At 45.5% G+C, this 16,596-nt stretch carries 19 protein-coding genes; 8 read left to right on the top strand and 11 right to left on the bottom strand.

What is annotated here, in order from left to right; genetic code table 11:
• Positions 1-85: 85 nt before the first annotated feature.
• The 3 genes from ACFQ2O_RS12285 to ACFQ2O_RS12295 all read left to right on the top strand — a co-directional run bounded on the left by ACFQ2O_RS12285 (position 86) and on the right by ACFQ2O_RS12295 (position 2,039).
• Positions 86-319 (top strand): hypothetical protein, encoded by a 234-nt coding sequence (locus ACFQ2O_RS12285; RefSeq protein WP_377527994.1) that lies wholly within the window; start codon positions 86-88, stop codon positions 317-319.
• 113 nt (positions 320-432) lie between these two features.
• Positions 433-1,398, top strand: coding sequence for an alpha/beta hydrolase family protein (locus ACFQ2O_RS12290; RefSeq protein WP_377527996.1), 966 nt, complete (start codon positions 433-435; stop codon positions 1,396-1,398).
• A gap of 35 nt (positions 1,399-1,433) precedes the next feature.
• Entirely contained in the window at positions 1,434-2,039 is a 606-nt protein-coding gene (locus ACFQ2O_RS12295) for a hypothetical protein (RefSeq protein WP_377527998.1), read from the top strand.
• A gap of 65 nt (positions 2,040-2,104) precedes the next feature.
• Here the strand turns inward: ACFQ2O_RS12295 and ACFQ2O_RS12300 are convergent, their stop codons facing one another.
• Positions 2,105-2,593, bottom strand: coding sequence for a peroxiredoxin (locus tag ACFQ2O_RS12300; RefSeq protein WP_377528000.1), 489 nt, complete (start codon positions 2,591-2,593; stop codon positions 2,105-2,107).
• 152 nt (positions 2,594-2,745) lie between these two features.
• Between ACFQ2O_RS12300 and ACFQ2O_RS12305 the strand changes: the two genes are divergently transcribed.
• The 3 genes from ACFQ2O_RS12305 (at position 2,746) to ACFQ2O_RS12315 (ending at position 5,639) form a co-directional block, all read left to right on the top strand.
• Positions 2,746-3,438 carry a glycosyltransferase family 2 protein gene (locus ACFQ2O_RS12305; protein ID WP_377528002.1) on the top strand — a complete coding sequence of 231 codons (693 nt, stop codon included), beginning with the start codon at positions 2,746-2,748 and terminating at the stop codon, positions 3,436-3,438.
• Positions 3,439-3,580: 142 nt separating this feature from the next.
• Positions 3,581-4,927: a glycosyltransferase 87 family protein gene (locus ACFQ2O_RS12310; RefSeq protein WP_377528004.1), complete on the top strand. Its 1,347-nt coding sequence runs from the start codon at positions 3,581-3,583 to the stop codon at positions 4,925-4,927.
• 142 nt (positions 4,928-5,069) lie between these two features.
• Positions 5,070-5,639: a pseudouridine synthase gene (locus ACFQ2O_RS12315; RefSeq protein WP_377528006.1), complete on the top strand. Its 570-nt coding sequence runs from the start codon at positions 5,070-5,072 to the stop codon at positions 5,637-5,639.
• Here the strand turns inward: ACFQ2O_RS12315 and ACFQ2O_RS12320 are convergent, their stop codons facing one another.
• Genes ACFQ2O_RS12320 through ACFQ2O_RS12340 form a run of 5 tightly spaced genes read right to left on the bottom strand, consistent with a single transcriptional unit; the run spans position 5,640 to position 8,854 of the window.
• Positions 5,640-6,323: a DUF2461 domain-containing protein gene (locus tag ACFQ2O_RS12320; protein WP_377528008.1), complete on the bottom strand. Its 684-nt coding sequence runs from the start codon at positions 6,321-6,323 to the stop codon at positions 5,640-5,642.
• A 47-nt stretch (positions 6,324-6,370) separates the two neighbouring features.
• The gene (locus ACFQ2O_RS12325) at positions 6,371-6,967 is read right to left on the bottom strand and encodes a TIGR04282 family arsenosugar biosynthesis glycosyltransferase (protein ID WP_377528010.1); all 597 of its coding nucleotides are present in this window, start codon (positions 6,965-6,967) and stop codon (positions 6,371-6,373) included.
• A complete protein-coding gene (locus tag ACFQ2O_RS12330) occupies positions 6,957-7,451 on the bottom strand; it encodes a rhodanese-like domain-containing protein (RefSeq protein WP_377528012.1) in 495 nt (164 codons plus the stop codon). The genes ACFQ2O_RS12325 and ACFQ2O_RS12330 overlap by 11 nt, the downstream gene beginning before the upstream one ends.
• Before the next feature lie 40 nt (positions 7,452-7,491).
• Positions 7,492-8,310, bottom strand: coding sequence for an anti-sigma factor (locus tag ACFQ2O_RS12335; protein WP_377528014.1), 819 nt, complete (start codon positions 8,308-8,310; stop codon positions 7,492-7,494).
• Positions 8,303-8,854 carry an RNA polymerase sigma factor gene (locus ACFQ2O_RS12340; protein ID WP_377528016.1) on the bottom strand — a complete coding sequence of 184 codons (552 nt, stop codon included), beginning with the start codon at positions 8,852-8,854 and terminating at the stop codon, positions 8,303-8,305. Before ACFQ2O_RS12340 ends, ACFQ2O_RS12335 begins: the two co-directional genes overlap by 8 nt.
• A 194-nt stretch (positions 8,855-9,048) precedes the next feature.
• Between ACFQ2O_RS12340 and ACFQ2O_RS12345 the strand changes: the two genes are divergently transcribed.
• On the top strand, positions 9,049-10,413 hold the full coding sequence (locus tag ACFQ2O_RS12345; protein ID WP_377528018.1) for an NAD-dependent succinate-semialdehyde dehydrogenase: 1,365 nt from the start codon (positions 9,049-9,051) through the stop codon (positions 10,411-10,413).
• A gap of 103 nt (positions 10,414-10,516) precedes the next feature.
• Here ACFQ2O_RS12345 and ACFQ2O_RS12350 read toward each other — a convergent pair whose 3' ends face one another.
• From ACFQ2O_RS12350 to ACFQ2O_RS12370, 4 genes are all read right to left on the bottom strand, one after another.
• Positions 10,517-11,281 (bottom strand): YdcF family protein, encoded by a 765-nt coding sequence (locus tag ACFQ2O_RS12350; RefSeq protein WP_377528020.1) that lies wholly within the window; start codon positions 11,279-11,281, stop codon positions 10,517-10,519.
• 110 nt (positions 11,282-11,391) lie between these two features.
• Complete coding sequence (locus ACFQ2O_RS22705) at positions 11,392-11,649, bottom strand: DUF2905 family protein (protein ID WP_449301389.1); 258 nt, start codon at positions 11,647-11,649, stop codon at positions 11,392-11,394.
• A 32-nt stretch (positions 11,650-11,681) separates the two neighbouring features.
• Entirely contained in the window at positions 11,682-12,290 is a 609-nt protein-coding gene (locus ACFQ2O_RS12365) for a hypothetical protein (RefSeq protein ID WP_377528022.1), read from the bottom strand.
• A gap of 3 nt (positions 12,291-12,293) precedes the next feature.
• On the bottom strand, positions 12,294-13,088 hold the full coding sequence (locus tag ACFQ2O_RS12370) for a metallophosphoesterase family protein (protein ID WP_377528024.1): 795 nt from the start codon (positions 13,086-13,088) through the stop codon (positions 12,294-12,296).
• A gap of 335 nt (positions 13,089-13,423) precedes the next feature.
• Between ACFQ2O_RS12370 and ACFQ2O_RS12375 the strand changes: the two genes are divergently transcribed.
• Positions 13,424-15,847, top strand: coding sequence for a type IA DNA topoisomerase (locus ACFQ2O_RS12375; protein ID WP_377528026.1), 2,424 nt, complete (start codon positions 13,424-13,426; stop codon positions 15,845-15,847).
• Between the two features lie 137 nt (positions 15,848-15,984).
• Here the strand turns inward: ACFQ2O_RS12375 and ACFQ2O_RS12380 are convergent, their stop codons facing one another.
• Positions 15,985-16,389, bottom strand: a complete 405-nt coding sequence (locus tag ACFQ2O_RS12380) for a hypothetical protein (protein WP_377528028.1) — start codon at positions 16,387-16,389, stop codon at positions 15,985-15,987.
• Between the last annotated feature and the right edge of the window lie 207 nt (positions 16,390-16,596).

Genomic DNA, 16,596 nt, shown 5'->3' on the forward strand with positions numbered 1-16,596 from the left:
AACATAAACCTCTCGCTATCAGTTTAAGAAAGTAGAGCTGATACAAATACAGATCAGCTTTCATACAAATTTTTAAATATAGACTATGGAACTGCTGATGATAGATATAACAAATGTTCTTTTCCTATCGGTGATAGGCTTATATGCTATACTGTTAGGAATGATTCTGACTTATGTATACTACGATGCCGAGATGAGGGGCATGAATGGTTTTGTGGTAACAACGCTGGCATTTTTTGCGGGCACTGTGCTAGGTACCCTGATCTGGATTGCGCTACGCCCTAAGCTTAAGCCGCAGCCAATACCGGTCAGAAGTTAGAAACGAATACCACTCCGTTAAAAGCCAGCACCTAAAAAATGAGTATATTGTAACTTGTTTTGTAGGTGCTGGCTTTTTTGCGCCCTATTCCAGCACAGATACTGATTTTATTTATGGCTGCACAAACTGAAATATTACAAGAATCTATATTTATACCTCTTAACGACACAGACACACTCCACCTGAAGCGCTTTAGCCAGCAGCATCAGGGTACACCGGTGTTTCTGGTGCACGGCTCTATCGAAAACGGACGTATATTTTACTCTACTTCAGGCAAGGGCTTTGCGCCATACTTAGCACAGCAAGGCTTCGATGTATTTGTTGCTGACCTCCGTGGCCGTGGCCAAAGTACACCTGCCATATCCGGCAAATCTGATTTTGGCTTAACCCATACACTGAAAGAGGATTTCCCGGCGTTTATCAATAAGATAAAAGAACTTAAAGGCGATGTGGCCCAGCTGTGGGGGGCGCACTCCTGGGGAGGCGTGCTGATGCTGGCATACCTGGCCAGGCCAGAAGTGCCCGTTGAGGTTAACGGAATGGCCTTTTTCGGCACCAAGCGCCGCATCAGTGTGCAAAGTTTTAAAAAATTCTTCATGATTGATGTCATGTGGAATTGGGTAGCCAAAGCCACCGTTGCCGCCAGAGGTGCATTGTATGCCAAACAGCTTAAAATGGGCTCTGACAGTGAAACCAAGCTTACGCACAGCCAGACCCACGAATGGGTAGAGCAACGCCGCTGGCTCGACTGGAACGATAATTTTGACTACGCTGCCGCACTAAAGCGCATGCAGTTGCCGCCCACACTGTACCTTACCGGCTCAAAAGACGATGTGCTGGGCCACCCGAAGGATGTGCAGAAACTAATGAAGGAAACGGGGTCTGGCAGCAGCGAGTTTAGGTTACTTAGTAAGGCAAGTGGCTACAAGCACGATTATGGCCACATAGATGCCCTTACACACCCTGATGCAGTGCAGGACCATTTTCCGGAAGTAGCTGCCTGGTTTAAAAAATGCGAGACACTGCAGCTGTTTCGTCCGCAAAAGGGCCAGGTAAAGAGACGAAACAACTTAATTTAACTTAACTTTACGGTACATATATACAGTTTTCACCGATGAAGACAACCCTCAAAACTTTGTTCCTGCTTTTGTTTGCCTCTGGCTTTCTGGTAGCCTGTGAGCAATGCACTAATGTTACTTATAATGAACCCACCGTGGCCGAATCGGAGTGGCTGGTGTATGGAGGGCCGAAACAAGTGATAGCAGACACCAAAGTGAACTTGAAAGATACCATCCTGTTCAAAAACGAACGCAATGATACAATCAGATACTTTAGAACGGGCACTTATGCACAGGAAACGCCAAGTGAAGGATATAATGTAGATGATAAATGCATAGAACAGCTAGATACCCAGGTAACCAATGTTATTGAAGACCAGGCTAGAGAAAACCCTTTGCTTGCAACTTCTATACTTCGGAAGTCTGATGCCCTGATTGTAACTATAGGGGTAGATAGAACAGGTAATTGGGAAATAGATACAAACGGGCAAACGCAATCAGGTGTAAAGGTGCTACAGAGAGTTTACAATGATGTATATGAGCTAACCGGCACCGGCACTAAGGATACGGATGTCAAAAAAATCTACTTCAACAAAGCGTATGGCTTTCTGGAGGTAGAATTTAATAACGGTAAAAAGTTATCTCTGCTGGATATAAAATAGTCTAAGCCTTAAAACAGAAGCGGCTGCCACTAGTGGCAGCCGCTTCTGTTTTAGGGAAAGGCGTTTTATGCTCTCTGAGCCTTAAGCTCACTGTTGATATCATGCAGCACCTCTAAAGCTGTGCTTACGTGCTCCAGCGGTTTAGACAAAGAGTTATGCACATAGCGCACAATACCGCTCTGGTCAATAATATAGGTAACACGCCCTGGCAACAAGCCTAATTTACGCGGCACGCCAAACAATTTGCGCACATTGCCGTCGTTATCGCTCAGAAGCGTAAACGGCAAATGGTGGTTACGCTCAAAACGCTGGTGCGATTCTATACTATCTGAGCTAATGCCTACCACTTCCGCGCCTTCATCCTGAAAGGATTCATATTGGTCACGGAACTCGCACGCCTGCTTGGTACAGCCAGAAGTACTGTCTTTCGGGTAAAAATATAGCACAACGTTCTTCCCCCTCAAAATATCATACAGGCGAAATAAGCCTCCATCCTGGCGCTTCAGCTCAAACTCCGGGGCCTTATCTCCTACCTTTATGGCTTCGTCTTTCATAATGTTGTGTTTGTTAACTTAAGTATAACACGCCAGCCTTGAAAAAAGTTGGGCTGCAAAGGTAATGACACTCAGGCCAAAACACCAAACAAAGTATACATTTATGGTAAGTGCCACCTATTTTAAACATCTTTGCACCTCGTATTGCTCCTATGGCCCGAATATCCGTTATCATACCCGCTTACAACGAAGAAAACTCTATTGCCCTTGTCTTACAGGATATACCTGCCGGCACAGTGGATGAGGTAATTGTAGTAAACAATAACTCTACAGACAGAACAGCCGCCGTAGCCACAGCTGCTGGTGCTACGGTGTTGCAAGAGCCAGAACCCGGCTACGGAAACGCCTGCCTGAAAGGAATTGCCTATGTTGCCGCCAAGCCAAAAGAAGCACAGCCTGATATTGTTGTATTCCTGGATGGCGACTACTCTGACTACCCCGAGGAGTTACTCCAGCTGGTAGCTCCCATACTAAAGGGCGATGCCGAAATGGTGATCGGCTCCAGAGCTATTGGCAAAAGAGCAAAGGGCGCCATGATGCCACAGCAGATTTTCGGCAATTGGCTGGCTACTAATTTACTGCGCATTTTCTACGGAGCACATTATACGGACCTTGGCCCCTTTCGCGCTATAAAATTCAGCACCCTGATAGCGCTGGGCATGAAAGATAAAACTTACGGCTGGACAGTGGAAATGCAGGCAAAGGCCGCTAAGCAGAAAGTAAAGTATACCGAAGTGCCAGTTACCTACCGTAAACGTATCGGCACCTCTAAAATATCCGGCACCATGAAAGGCACTCTTATGGCTGGTTACAAAATTATACTTACTATATTTAGATATCTGTAACTATATACCTGCTGCCCTTAAAGCACCCTGAAGCACTTGCTTATTCAAAGATTGCGTTTAGTTGTTTGAGCAGGTAAACCCCAACATCTTAACTCCAGTATGTAGTTTTTACGTTATCAGCAAAAACGCTCCTATAAGAAACATGATAGCCAACAAAAGTAGCACCTTGCTTTATGTGGCACTTGGCCTATCGGCTATAGTATACGGTATACTGGCTTACGCCAGCCCGCGCACAGATTTCACACAGCTGCTCGCGCTTTATGCAACTGCATTTGCAGCGTATCTGTATGTGTCTCAGCAGCGCTTTAATATATGGCAGGGCATAGCAGTTGCCATGCTGTTCCGGCTACTTTTCCTTTTTGCTACACCTTTCCTCTCCGACGATTACTTCCGGTTTGTGTGGGACGGTTACTTGCTAAAGGCTGGACTAAACCCATACCTGCACCTACCCGATTACTACATCAACTCGGCTGCTCCGGCTATACAAGGTATAAGCCAAAGCTTATATCAGCAGCTAAACTCTCCGGGTTATTACAGCGTGTATCCTCCGGTGGCGCAGGCAGTATTCTGGCTCTCGGTGCAGTTGTCTCCCAATTCTATTGTGGGTAGTATTGTAGTGATACGGCTTGTGCTCTTGCTCGCTGAGTTTGGAAGTATACTGCTGCTGCTGCGCTTGCTGCGTAAAATGGCCTTACCCGAGAAGCATGTACTGCTGTATGCCCTCAACCCACTGGTTATACTAGAACTAACAGGCAACCTGCACTTCGAGGCGTTGCTGATTTTCTTTCTGCTGCTGGCACTGTTTCAGCTGTTCCATCAGCGCTACCTGCTTTCGGGAGTCGCTTTTGGTTTAGCAATAGGTACTAAGTTGCTGCCGCTTATGTTTCTGCCATTTCTGTGGCGAAAGCTTGGCTTGCGCCAGTTTATACTTTATGCAACAGTAGCGTTAGGTACAGCAGTGGCTTTATACTTGCCGCTGATCAGCATGGAGATCATCCAGAACATTTTTCAAAGTATAAATCTATACTTCCGTAAGTTTGAATTTAACGCCAGTGTGTACTACGTGCTGCGTTGGCTAGGCTTCAGGCTGGTTGGTTATAATGCCATTGCTGTACTTGGGCCACTGCTTTCTATAGTCACGGTTACCGCTATCTGCCTGTTGGCTGCCACTAAAAAAATCCAATCTATCAGGAGGTTGGCTGGCTTTATGGCTACTGCCCTAACTATTTACTTCCTGTTGGCCACCACTGTACACCCTTGGTACCTCACAACCTTGCTGGCCCTTACGGTTATGAGTAACTTCCGCTTTACCATTGCCTGGACCGGACTTGCCATACTTACCTACGCCGCCTACCGCACCAGCACCTATCAGGAGTCGCTTTGGCTTGTGGCGCTGGAATACAGCATTGTTTTCATCTGGTTGATAATTGAACTTTACGTTTACCGCCAGCGCCAGCGGGCAGTAAATGTAAAGCTCAAATACACCTGATTACATAATTTAACACTTGAAATACTCTAGAATAAGTAGTGTGCTTAAAATTGTAACGGAGCCAACGAGCCTCTTATCTTTGTAAGCTATACTTCCTCTGAAAAGGAATTGTACACAGCATCATTTTATCATCACTCTCACCATGTCCCATCACCACTTTATCATACATAAGCCCTATGGTTACATTAGCCAATTTGTGTGTGACAAGAAGAAGAAAAAACTTTTAGGCGAATTGCATGATTTTCCGGAGGGAACCATGGCTATTGGGCGTTTGGATGAAGACAGCGAAGGCTTACTCTTTCTGACCACAGATGGCAAAATGAGTGAACGTGTGCGTAGCAAAGGGATAGAAAAGGAATATTATGCGCAGGTGGATGGAATGGTTTCGGAGGAGGCTATTGAAAAGATGCAACAGGGTGTTGAGATTGGAATTAACGGAGAGAAATACCTCACCCTCCCCTGCAAAGTAGCTAAGCTAGACCCGGCTCCTGATGTTCCGGAGCGAAGCCGCAGGATACGAAGCGACCGCCATGGCCCTACCAGCTGGGTATCCATCACCATTACTGAGGGCAAGAACAGACAGGTCAGGAAAATGACAGCAGCAGCCGGTTTCCCGACATTACGCCTGATTAGGGTGCGCATCGGCCATACACAGCTAGGTGATATGCCTGTAGGCGAAGTAAGAGAAGTTGATAGCTTCGAACTAAACTAGTTAACCCTCCTGCCCTATATCTTTTAGTGGTTGCGCCAGAAAGTCGTTAAGTGGCTTGAGTGTCTGGAATGCGTGCAATACAACTTGCATGAAATCTGGCCGAAGCACCATTTCATCAGTTAAAGGCATGATGCCGTTCCAGCTTTTGAAACGGAGGTAGTGGATAGCGGGATTCTCTTTATCGTAACCCTTAGGAGTGGTTTTCAGCTGCTCTCCCTGTATCTCACCGAAAAGCTGCTTAAACTCTTTTTCCTCTACTATACTTTTAAACTCCCCCAGGTTATAGTCAATCTCCTGCCGTACAGCCTTTAGTTGGTCAGCAGGTGGATACCATAGCCCTCCGGCAACAAACGACTTGTTATTGCCCGCCAAATGAAGGTAGTATCCCGGAAGTATAGATTTACGGCCTCCCTCTGCTATATAAGCCCCAAAGTGGTCTTTATAAGGTCGTTTATCATTCGAGAAGCGCACATCACGGTAAATCCTGAAAACCAAATCCTTCCCTTGCTGGCCAAAAGCAGCAGGCTCAAAAAGCTGCATCTGCTGCAAAAGCTCATCTAAAAAAAGGATGTAGTTTTTACGGGCCTCATCGTAGCGCTGCTTGTTTTCGGCAAACCACTCCCGTGTATTATGCGCTACAAGATCGGATAGAAATACAAGGGTATCGGGATGAATGGTATGCATTGGCAATTTGGTTATCAGCTAGGTTATCAAACCTGTTTTTATACTTATTATTTCAGCAGTTCATCGTCCAGGTCTTCGGCATAATCTACGTCAGACAAACGAGGAAGCAAAGAATAGGTTAGTTGCAGCTGCTTCAGATCTTGAATTGTATCTGGAAAGACATGCGCAGTACTCCACCGCTTGTTCTGAAACAGTTGCGGGTGCAGGCGCTTCGTACCTAACAGGTAATATCCTCCATCCAGCGCCGGGCCTAGCACCACCTCCTGCTGCTCCAATTGCTTGTAAGCCTCCTCTATCACCTCCTGACTCAGCTGCCAGCAGTCGCTCCCAATAATGACGATGGAAGTATAGCCTTCTTCAAATCCGGCGGCAAAGGCAGCCTGCATTTTATCACCTAAATCACCTGCAGGCTGCACTCGCTTCTCATATACATGGTCTGGCCACTGATCGTTTAAAGTGACATTATCTGTATAGTATACAAGTTTATGAACGGGGAGCTGCTCAGTGATGGAGCGGGTATGGTTCAGCAGCTTGATGTAAATTTCCAGTGCTTTTTCCTGCCCTAAGGTAGCTGCCAGGCGTGTTTTAACTTTGCCTAGTTCTGGGTTACGGACAAAAAGCAACAGAAGCTTTTTACTGGTCATACACCTTCTCTCCTTTCAGGAGCCAAACGCCCCACGTTTTAGAGTAGGCATGTACCTTACCTGTTTTGCCTTCTGTATTGTACACCGGATTGCCACGGTTTACCCATTCAAAAATACCGCCATACAGGTTTTGCACATTTGTATAGCCAGCTTGTTTCAGCTTTTCCCCTATTTTCTCGCTGCGGTAACCCACAGAGCAATACACTACAATCGGCTGATGCTTTGGCACATCCTTTACCTGCTCCACCGTGAAAGTATCGAAATTTGCGAACCTGGCCCCCTGCAAGTGGCTTACCTTATACTCTGCCGGTTGGCGGGTATCCAGTAGCAACGGCTGCTGCTGTCCGGTGGCAAGTATGGCTTTTAACTGAGCTGAAGTGATGACAGGAACAGAATTTTGATAGAGCCCCTTCAGCATCAGCGTATATGCTTTGTCTGTTGTTTGCCCGCAGGCCTGCAAAAGCAGGAGCCATAAAGATGTCATCAAAAAAAGGTGTTTCTTCAAATCCAGAAAAGATTTATACTTATGATTGCACTTCGCCCATCACGTACAACTGCTCTAAGGTTGGATTAACGCTACCTCCTTCGGGCTCCAGGGTAATGGCAAAAGCCTGTGCAGCACCAATCTGCTTCATTTGCTGTAGTACTGTCTGTCCATCTTGCTGTAGCAAGCCTGCATCAATCGGCTTTCCGTTAAACAGTGCCCACAGCTGATACTGGCTGCCAGCCGGCGGCTCAGGCAGCTGCACGGGATCAATAAAGACGCTTTGCTCACTTGCGTTCCAATACACAACAGCATTAGCATCCGGATGCGCCTCTACACCCGCTAGCTTTACGGGTTTATAGTTTTCGTCTCGGAGCAAGCGGAGAAGCTGGTTCTGCTGCGTTACCTGTTGCGATACTGTAGAAAAATTCTGTGCCAGTTGTTGCTCCTGCGCCTCGGCTATGGCTAAACGGTTTTCAGCAGTCTGCCACTTTTGATAAAAGTAAAAGCTAAGAATACCTGAAATCAGGAACAGGGTTATACTGGCCGCAAACATCCACTTGTAAGGAGAATTTTCCTGCTCAGGATACAGCGGACGTGGAGCAGCAGCCATGGCTTCTTTCTCAAGCTGCTGATCTTCTATCTGTTGGATAATACGATCTTTTAAGGCCGCCCTTGGAGCAACTGCATGCGCACGCGCATAGCCTTCCATGGCCAGCAAAGCATCATTTAAAGCTTCCTGTACGTCTGGTGAGGCAGCAGCTATCTGCTCTACCTCCTGCTGTTGCTCAGGGCTTAGGGCTCCTGCAGCATACAGTTCCAGTATCCCGGACGCTATGTAGTCTTCTTGATTAAACACGTCCTTTAAACATTTTTGCTAAGATTTTAATTGCACTTCGAGCCCTAGTCTTTACAGTACCCAACGGTATCTGATACTCATCAGCTATCTCACTTTGTGTTAACCCCTCAAAGTACATCAGATCAATAATCTGTTTTTGATCAGGGTTAAGCTTCTCAGTGATTTCACGAAGTCCAATATGTTCTGGCTTGAAGCTTTCGGTACCCATATCGGCACGAGGCGAGGCAGGTATTTCCCGTGTATTGAGACTTACGCGGTGCTGCTTCGAGCGGATTTTATCGATCGCAAGATTTCTGCAAACATTGATCATCCAGGTAAAAAGCCGCCCTTTTCCAGCATCATAACTATGAAAGGAATTCCAGATTTTCACGAATGCTTCCTGCAATACATCCTCAGCCGTCTCCTCTACCTTTACAATCTGAAGAATAACTCCATAGAGAGTAGCACTGTACATGTCGTACAGCATCGATACAGCTTTTGTATCGCCTGCATGCAACAGGGCTACCAGCTCTTCTTCCGTGATATTATGCGTTTTATCTGACAAGTGTGCCGAGGCTTACAATATAGGCGCTATCAAGTGCCAACACCAAATTTAAATGATTATCTTAACAAACATACCTTTTAACCATTTCTCTGGAAAAATGTTGTTATAATAATATTTTTGCGACAAAAAATTCCGCGCCTATACAGCCAGGGGTTCTTTGCGTATAGGTATAGCAAACAGAAAAATCAAAAAAAATGGCAATAGAGACATTAAATCCGGCTACCGGAGAACTCATAAAAAAGTTTGAAGCACATACGGCAGAAGAAGTCAAACATAAAATAGACCTGGCAGAAGAGGCTTTTCAGAGTTGGCGCAACTCCAGCTTTGAGGAGCGGGCAAAGCATATGGAAAAGCAGGCCGATATACTGGAGAACGAAGCGGAGAAGTACGGCCGGATCATTTCTTTGGAGATGGGTAAGCCATTGAAATCAGCTATTGCCGAAGTAAAAAAGTGCGCTACTGTCTGCCGGTACTATGCCGAAAACGCAGCATCGTTTATGGCTGATGAAGAGATTGCATCCGGTGCCTCGCGCAGCCTGATATCTTATGAGCCTTTGGGTGTGGTGCTGGCTATTATGCCCTGGAATTTTCCTTTCTGGCAGGTGTACCGTTTCCTGGCTCCTGCCCTGATGGCGGGTAATGTCGGGTTGCTGAAGCATGCGTCTAATGTACCGCAGTGTGCACTGGCGATAGAAGAAATAGTACGCCATGCTGGTTTCCCTGATAACGTGTTCCAGTCGCTCCTGATCGGGTCTAAAGAAGTGGATGCCGTGATAGGGCACCCGCATGTGAAGGCTGTAACGCTTACCGGAAGCGAACTTGCCGGCTCGAAGGTGGCTGAAAAAGCCGGTCAGGAAATCAAAAAAACGGTTTTAGAACTAGGTGGCAGCGACGCTTTTATTGTGTTAGACGATGCAGACCTGGAACAGGCGGCGGAGATGGCAGTAAAATCAAGAATGGTAAATACAGGGCAAAGCTGTATCGCCGCCAAGCGTTTTATAGTAGTGGAAAGCATAGCAGATGATTTTCTGCAAAGGTTTAAGCAAAAGATGCAGGCACTCAAAACCGGTAACCCACTCGAAGAAGATATCGATTACGGCCCGATGGCACGCAAAGACCTAGCAGAGGAGCTGGAAAAGCAAGTACAGGACTCCGTAAAACATGGGGCTGAAATTGTATTGGACGGTGGCCGTGAAGGCAACAGCAACGCCTATTTCAAGCCCATGATTTTAAAGAACGTAAAGCCTGGCATGCCAGCCTACGAAGAAGAAATGTTTGGTCCTGTCGCTGCCGTTATGATTGTAAAAGACGAAGAAGAAGCTATTCGGGTAGCAAACGATTCGCGCTACGGATTGGGTGGTGCCGTTTGGACAAAGGATAGAGCAAGAGGACTGCGTGTGGCCAAAAGGGTAGAAACAGGTGCCATGTTTGTAAATGCCATGGTAGCCTCTTCTCCTGAAATGCCTTTTGGTGGCATTAAGAAATCTGGCTACGGCCGCGAATTGTCTTACCTGGGCATCCGGGAGTTTGTAAACCAGAAAAGCATCTGGATTGATTAGCTCCTGAGCAGGGTTAAGCGCTACTGTAGAAAAGCATGCATAGGCTCTGCCTGTGCATGCTTTTCTATTAAAGTCAGCACAGCAGCCTGTTTATACTTCGGCGCTAACAGTACCCCAGAAGCTTATACACAACATATCCTGCTATTTCGTGGATCAGAAGTTCCCAGCCCTCAAAAGCGATCGCACTCGGAATTAAGATTTTCCCAATCTCAAACTCAGGTTCTAAAGCGTTAAAATCAGCCGGATAAGTATCGAAAATAATACCGGCTTGCCCAAAGCAACCTGCTGCCCGGCGCATATGGAAAGCAGAGGTTACCAGCAATACTTTCTGCCATTCAGGATGCTTTTGCAGTACATCGGCAGTATACAATGCATTTTCTCTTGTATTAACAGCATGTGGTTCTGTGATAACATCTGCTTCAGGCACACCAGCCAGAAGCAGTATGTTTTTCAACTGCTCGGCCTCTGGCACCATGTCGTCTTCCAAAAAAGATTTTCCGCCGGTAATCAGGATTTTTTTCACCTTGCCTAAGCGGTATAACTGAAGTGTGTGCAGCAAGCGGTCTGCACCTTTGTTGGTATGCACCCGGTCAGGTATGGCAGGATGATACGTTGTCACTCCCGTTAGCACCACTGCCACATCGTAGTGTGCTACTTCGCTTACTGGCACTGGCCTACACTCCCAGGCATACCAGGCCATGTTGCTGAGAAAGGAATTACTGAGTAATAGCACCAGCAAAACGGCACTGATTAAACTGATGCGCCGCCACTTTACAGACTTCAGAAACAGAGCCAGAAACAACAATAGCAATACCCAAACAGTAGGTATAAGCAAAAAATCAAGCGTTTTAGAGAGTATGAAAAACATGGCTCAGAAGATAAGCCAAAGTAGCTGCTAAACCAGCACGAAGGCCAGCTAAGCGTAAAGATCCTTATGAAGTCATATTTTTATCAGTGGAGCAACTTTGGCAACGCAAGTTAAACAAGTGCTGCTAAAGTATAAGCTTCTCTGATTAAAAGAACTTCCGGATCAGCCACATCACCAAAGAGAAAAGTATGCTTAATAAAAGCATACTTGTGATGGGAGCAAAAAACCGCATGTTCTTTTTTTTCTACCCTGATGTCGCCGGGCAGCTGTCCGAACCAACTGAACTTATCGCCAGCCAGCCATACAACTATGCCTACCACAACAAGTATAACTCCCACAATAACGATTGTTTTACCTACAGGCTGCATGCTCTTACTTTATACTTTACAGAGGCTGATCATCAGAAACTCGCACGAACTCCAAGCGAGAAACTGATAATATCCCAGGCTGTAAGTGTACGATCTTTTATAGCAGAGGTAACAATTAAATCGTAGGTGCTTACCTCTCCATACAGCGTCATTTCTTTGATAGCCTTGCTGTTTTGAATAGGGTAATTCAACTCTGTTCCCAAACCTCCCGTAAGTCGCAGGCTGCTTGTCCACCAGTAGTAGTTTTTCGGGTAGTCACTGTCCCAGGTGGTAGAAAACTGATCTCTGAAATAATAGCTCAGCCCCAGGTTCACTCGTAGCGGTGTTAAAGTAAAATCACTTCCTAGCTCTACCCGCTTCACCGGCTTGTACACTCCTTTTATAGTAAGTAGGTGCAATACTTCTTCTGAATCAAATTTGGGAACAAAGCCATAGAGCAGCTCTGCATTGATTTTATCTTTAGAGAAGCTATAGCTTGGCCCCACTGCAAACATACCTGTGTTGCCTGCAAACTGTAATGTTACTCCGTCCGGAGCATACCATTTTCTTGTATGATTTGTACTATCGTTTGCAGCCTGACCCATACTTACAGCTGGTACGGCCAGCAAACTAAACAACAGTAAAAGTAGTCTTATCTTCATCTTTTATTTCTGAATCTGAACCCGCTCGAAGCTAACCTGATCTCCAATCACGGTAAACAGGATATACTCCAGCTTTAAAGTTGCTGCTGTCTCCATGTATGGCACCTGCTCCCCGTAAGGAAATTGATATCTATAGTTATGGTTATGCCCATGAAGTGAGAAGGTAGCATTATACTGCTTCAGCAATTCACTGTAACGCACACCCTTTTCTTCCCCAAACTCCTTGTTGGTTGGCGGGATGTGCGACACAACAAAAATGTTCTCATAGTTTTGTGATGCTTTGAGTTCACCCTCCAGCCACTCCAGGTCAGGTGCCTTTTTGTTAAACTCCAGGTAGTTCGTGTTCAGCAGAATAAATTTACTGTTGCCAACGGTAAAACTGATGTCATAATCACCATACATGGCTTTGAAAACTTCTTTCCCGTTGTTGATAGCGTCGTGGTTTCCAACAACTGCCACGTAGGGTACTTTCAACGTTTTAAAATCTTCGTGCACCAGCCTGAACTCCTTCGTAAGGCCAAAGTCAGTCAGGTCTCCCCCAATCATTACAAAAGAGATACCTTTTTGCTGATTAATATGCTCTACTAAAATTTCATTTTCATAATAAAACCCCTGTGGGTCAGAGGTAAGTACAAACCGCAGCGTATCAGTGGGCGATATATTCAGCTTCAAAAGCTGTTCTATATTGCGTTTGTTGATATCTTTTTCATCACTCCTCAGTCTTACTTCGTAAGGGCTATACTCAAACTCTTCACAAGACTGTGTAAATACAGCTGTAAAAAGGAGTAGAATCAGCATTACAGCAGCATGCCTATATTGTTTTATTTTATTTAACATTCTGGTCTGTTATATTTCTTCTAGCATCAATTAAACGCTACCTGCCAAAGTTGCAGCTAGCATACTATAATATTCTTTATTTAACTTGTAGATTTTAAATACGATTTGTAGCGCAAAGATACCTTTATCCAAAAGAAAAAGCAGTTGTGATACTCTTATTTTTCTGAAGCTACAACACCTGTCACATTGGTTTGTTTTGAGATACCCTCACGTTTTGAAGTGATAATAATTTCGCAGTTCAGCGCTAAAAAGGTTAAATTTGTAGCGTTAATTAGTTACACTTAACCCCCTTGAGCTTGAAAGTTTGTATTGCTGAAAAACCGAGTGTGGCCCGTGAGATTGCTTTGGTACTGGGTGCCAAAACCAGGAAGGAAGGCTATTTTGAAGGCAATGGCTATCAGGTAACCTGGACCTTTGGGCATTTCTGTACCCTGCGTGAACCGGATGATTATAAACCTGAATGGAAGCGCTGGAGCATGTATGACTTACCTATGCTCCCCGAAAGGTATGGCATTAAGCTTATACAGAATAAGGGAGTGGAGCAGCAGTTCAATATTATTAAAAAGCTGTTGGAACACGCCGAAGAGGTGATAAATTGTGGTGATGCTGGTCAGGAGGGAGAAGTGATACAGCGTTGGGTGCTAACAGAAGCAAATTACCGCAAGCCGTTCAAGCGCCTTTGGATTTCATCGCTTACAGAAGAAGCCATACGGCAGGGCTTTGCTAAGCTACGTGATGGCGCAGAATTCGACTCGCTTTACCAGGCAGGTAAAAGCCGTGCTATTGGCGATTGGCTTTTAGGTTTGAACGCCACACGCCTGTTCACCTTAAAGTATGCCAACGGACGGCAAACACTCTCTGTTGGCCGGGTGCAGACGCCAACGCTGGCAATGCTTGTAAACCGCCATCATGAAATAGCCAACTTTGTCCCCCAACCTTTCTGGGAGTTGAAAACTGTTTACCGCGACACTACTTTTTCGAGCACCAACGGCCGTTTTCAGAAAGAGGAGGACGCGCAGAAGATACTTGATGCCATTCGGGAGGCGGAATTAACGATAACCGATGTGGAGACAAAGAAAGGAACGGAGTCGCCTCCCAAGCTCTTCGACCTGACGTCACTTCAGATTGAGTGCAATAATAAACTGAGCCTTTCTGCCGACGAAACGCTTAAAACGGTTCAGAACCTATACGAGAAAAAGGTGGTGTCTTACCCTCGCGTAGACACCACCTTTTTGCCCGACGATATTTACCCTAAGATACCTGGCATTTTGCAGGGCCTTAGCAACTATAGCCAGGAGGTGGCACCGCTGCTGCAAAGCAAGATCAGGAAGACCAAGAAAGTTTTCAATAATAACAAGGTTACCGATCACCACGCCATTATACCTACAGGTGCTGCGGCAGGTGGCTTGCATGGCCGCGAAGCTGATGTCTTTGATATTATCACACGTCGTTTCCTGGCTGCCTTTTACCCGGATTGTATTGTAAGTAATACTACAGTGATGGCAGCATCGGCTGGGTATGATTTTCGGGTGCGGGGTAAGCAGATTTTAGAGCCTGGATGGCGGGTGATTTATGGAGCCGAAGAGGTAAAATCTGACCCAACCGGCAAAGAAGGAAAAGAAGAGGATGAGGCAACGGGTGTGCTTCCACACTTCGATAAAGGAGAGCACGGGCCGCATGAGCCGCTGCTGGAAAAGAAAATGACCAACCCTCCCAAAGAGTATACCGAAGCTACCTTGCTACGGGCCATGGAAACTGCCGGAAAGCAGGTAGAAGACGAAGAGCTAAAAGATGCGCTGAAAGAAAACGGGATTGGCCGCCCCTCTACACGCGCAGCCATTATCGAAACGCTGTACAAGCGCCAGTACATCCGCAAAGACAAAAAGAAGATTGTACCTACCCAGATGGGTATAGACCTGATTGGCGTTATAAAAAACCAGACGCTGAAATCGGCAGAGATGACGGGGCAATGGGAGCGCAAGCTACGGCAGATTGAAGGCGGTGAATTTAAGGCCGAAGCTTTTCTACAGGAGTTGCAGGAGTTTGTAATGAGCCTGGTACAGGAAGTTAAGTATGATCATGTGGCCTCTGTAACACTGGAGCCACAAACAGAAGAAGCAAAGCCAAAGGAAAACAAGGGCGTAAAAAAAGAAAAAGCTGCTGCTCCGGTTCAAGGGCTTGGCTCCTGCCCTGCCTGTAAAGAAGGACATATTCTAAAAGGTTCTAAAGCCTACGGGTGTATAAGGTACAAAGACGGGTGCCGATTTCTATTACCAATTACGCAGCATGGCAAGGAGCTAACCGAAAAGCAGGTACAGGCATTGCTATCTAAAGGAAAGACCTCAGCTATTAAGGGATTTAAAGATGATAGTGGTGAAACCTTTGATGCCATACTTAAATTTGACGCAAACTACCAGTTAGTACTTGAAAAAGCAGCGAAAGCAACTGAAAAAGATCCTTTTGAGCGTTGCCCTAAGTGTGGGCAGGGCAAGTTGTTAAAGGGCAGAAGCGCCTATGGTTGTAGCAGGTTTAGAGAAGGTTGCCAGTTTGTAGTTCCTTTCGAAATGGGCGGTAAGGCTTTAACTGACAAACAGATTGGCGCATTACTTCTAAAAGGTAAAACACCTAAAATTAAAGGATTTGTCTCTCCAAAGACCGGAGAGTTGTTTGACGCTGCTCTTTTACTGAACGAGCAGTGGCAGGTGGTTTTTCAATTTTAACACTTTTATACTTCTCACTTAGCGGGCAATCATCATGCTGAGGGAGATAAAGCAAGTATAGCACACATAAAAGGGGAAGGCGGTAAAAATACCGCCTTCCCCTTTTTATACTTATTCATATCTACCGATAACCAAAGCTATTTCACATTCACAGCAACTTCTTGTGTTGTTACGTTTGTACGGTTATCAGTAGCCTTTATTATGAGGTTGTAAGTGCCGGGAGCGATACCTGCCATGCTCAGCGTAGTATCAAACTCTACCACGTTGTTCTGCGGAAATGTTGTAAACTTGATAAAAGACTTCTTTTCGCTTGCCTGCGACTGAAGCACAAAATCAATGTCCTTCACTTTATCTTTGTCAATGGCTGTGATATTTACCCGCAGCCCTTGCGCAATTGTTACTGCCTGGTTATTGCTTGGGTTATTAACAGTTAAGCTAGGTTTGGAGCCATCAGGTTGCAGGCTTCCATCCTCGAAAAGATCCTCACACGCCGTCAGCATACTAACAGCAGCTAAAGAGGCCAGCATTGTTTTAATTTTCATCAGTAAATATGGCTAAAATTTGATATTCATTCACAGCAACAAGACAGACTGATTGCACTATTTTAATTAAATACCAGCAGCCGTACATATTGCAGCACATCACAAAATTATAAATCAATATGATATCAACAAATTAATAATTCAAATTTATTTAAAATCCACTGTTATATTATTTCAGTAATAATAGTTCCAAATTCAGTTTAAAAC

The sequence above is a fragment of the Pontibacter rugosus genome (genome assembly GCF_042678745.1).
Taxonomy (GTDB): domain Bacteria; phylum Bacteroidota; class Bacteroidia; order Cytophagales; family Hymenobacteraceae; genus Pontibacter; species Pontibacter rugosus.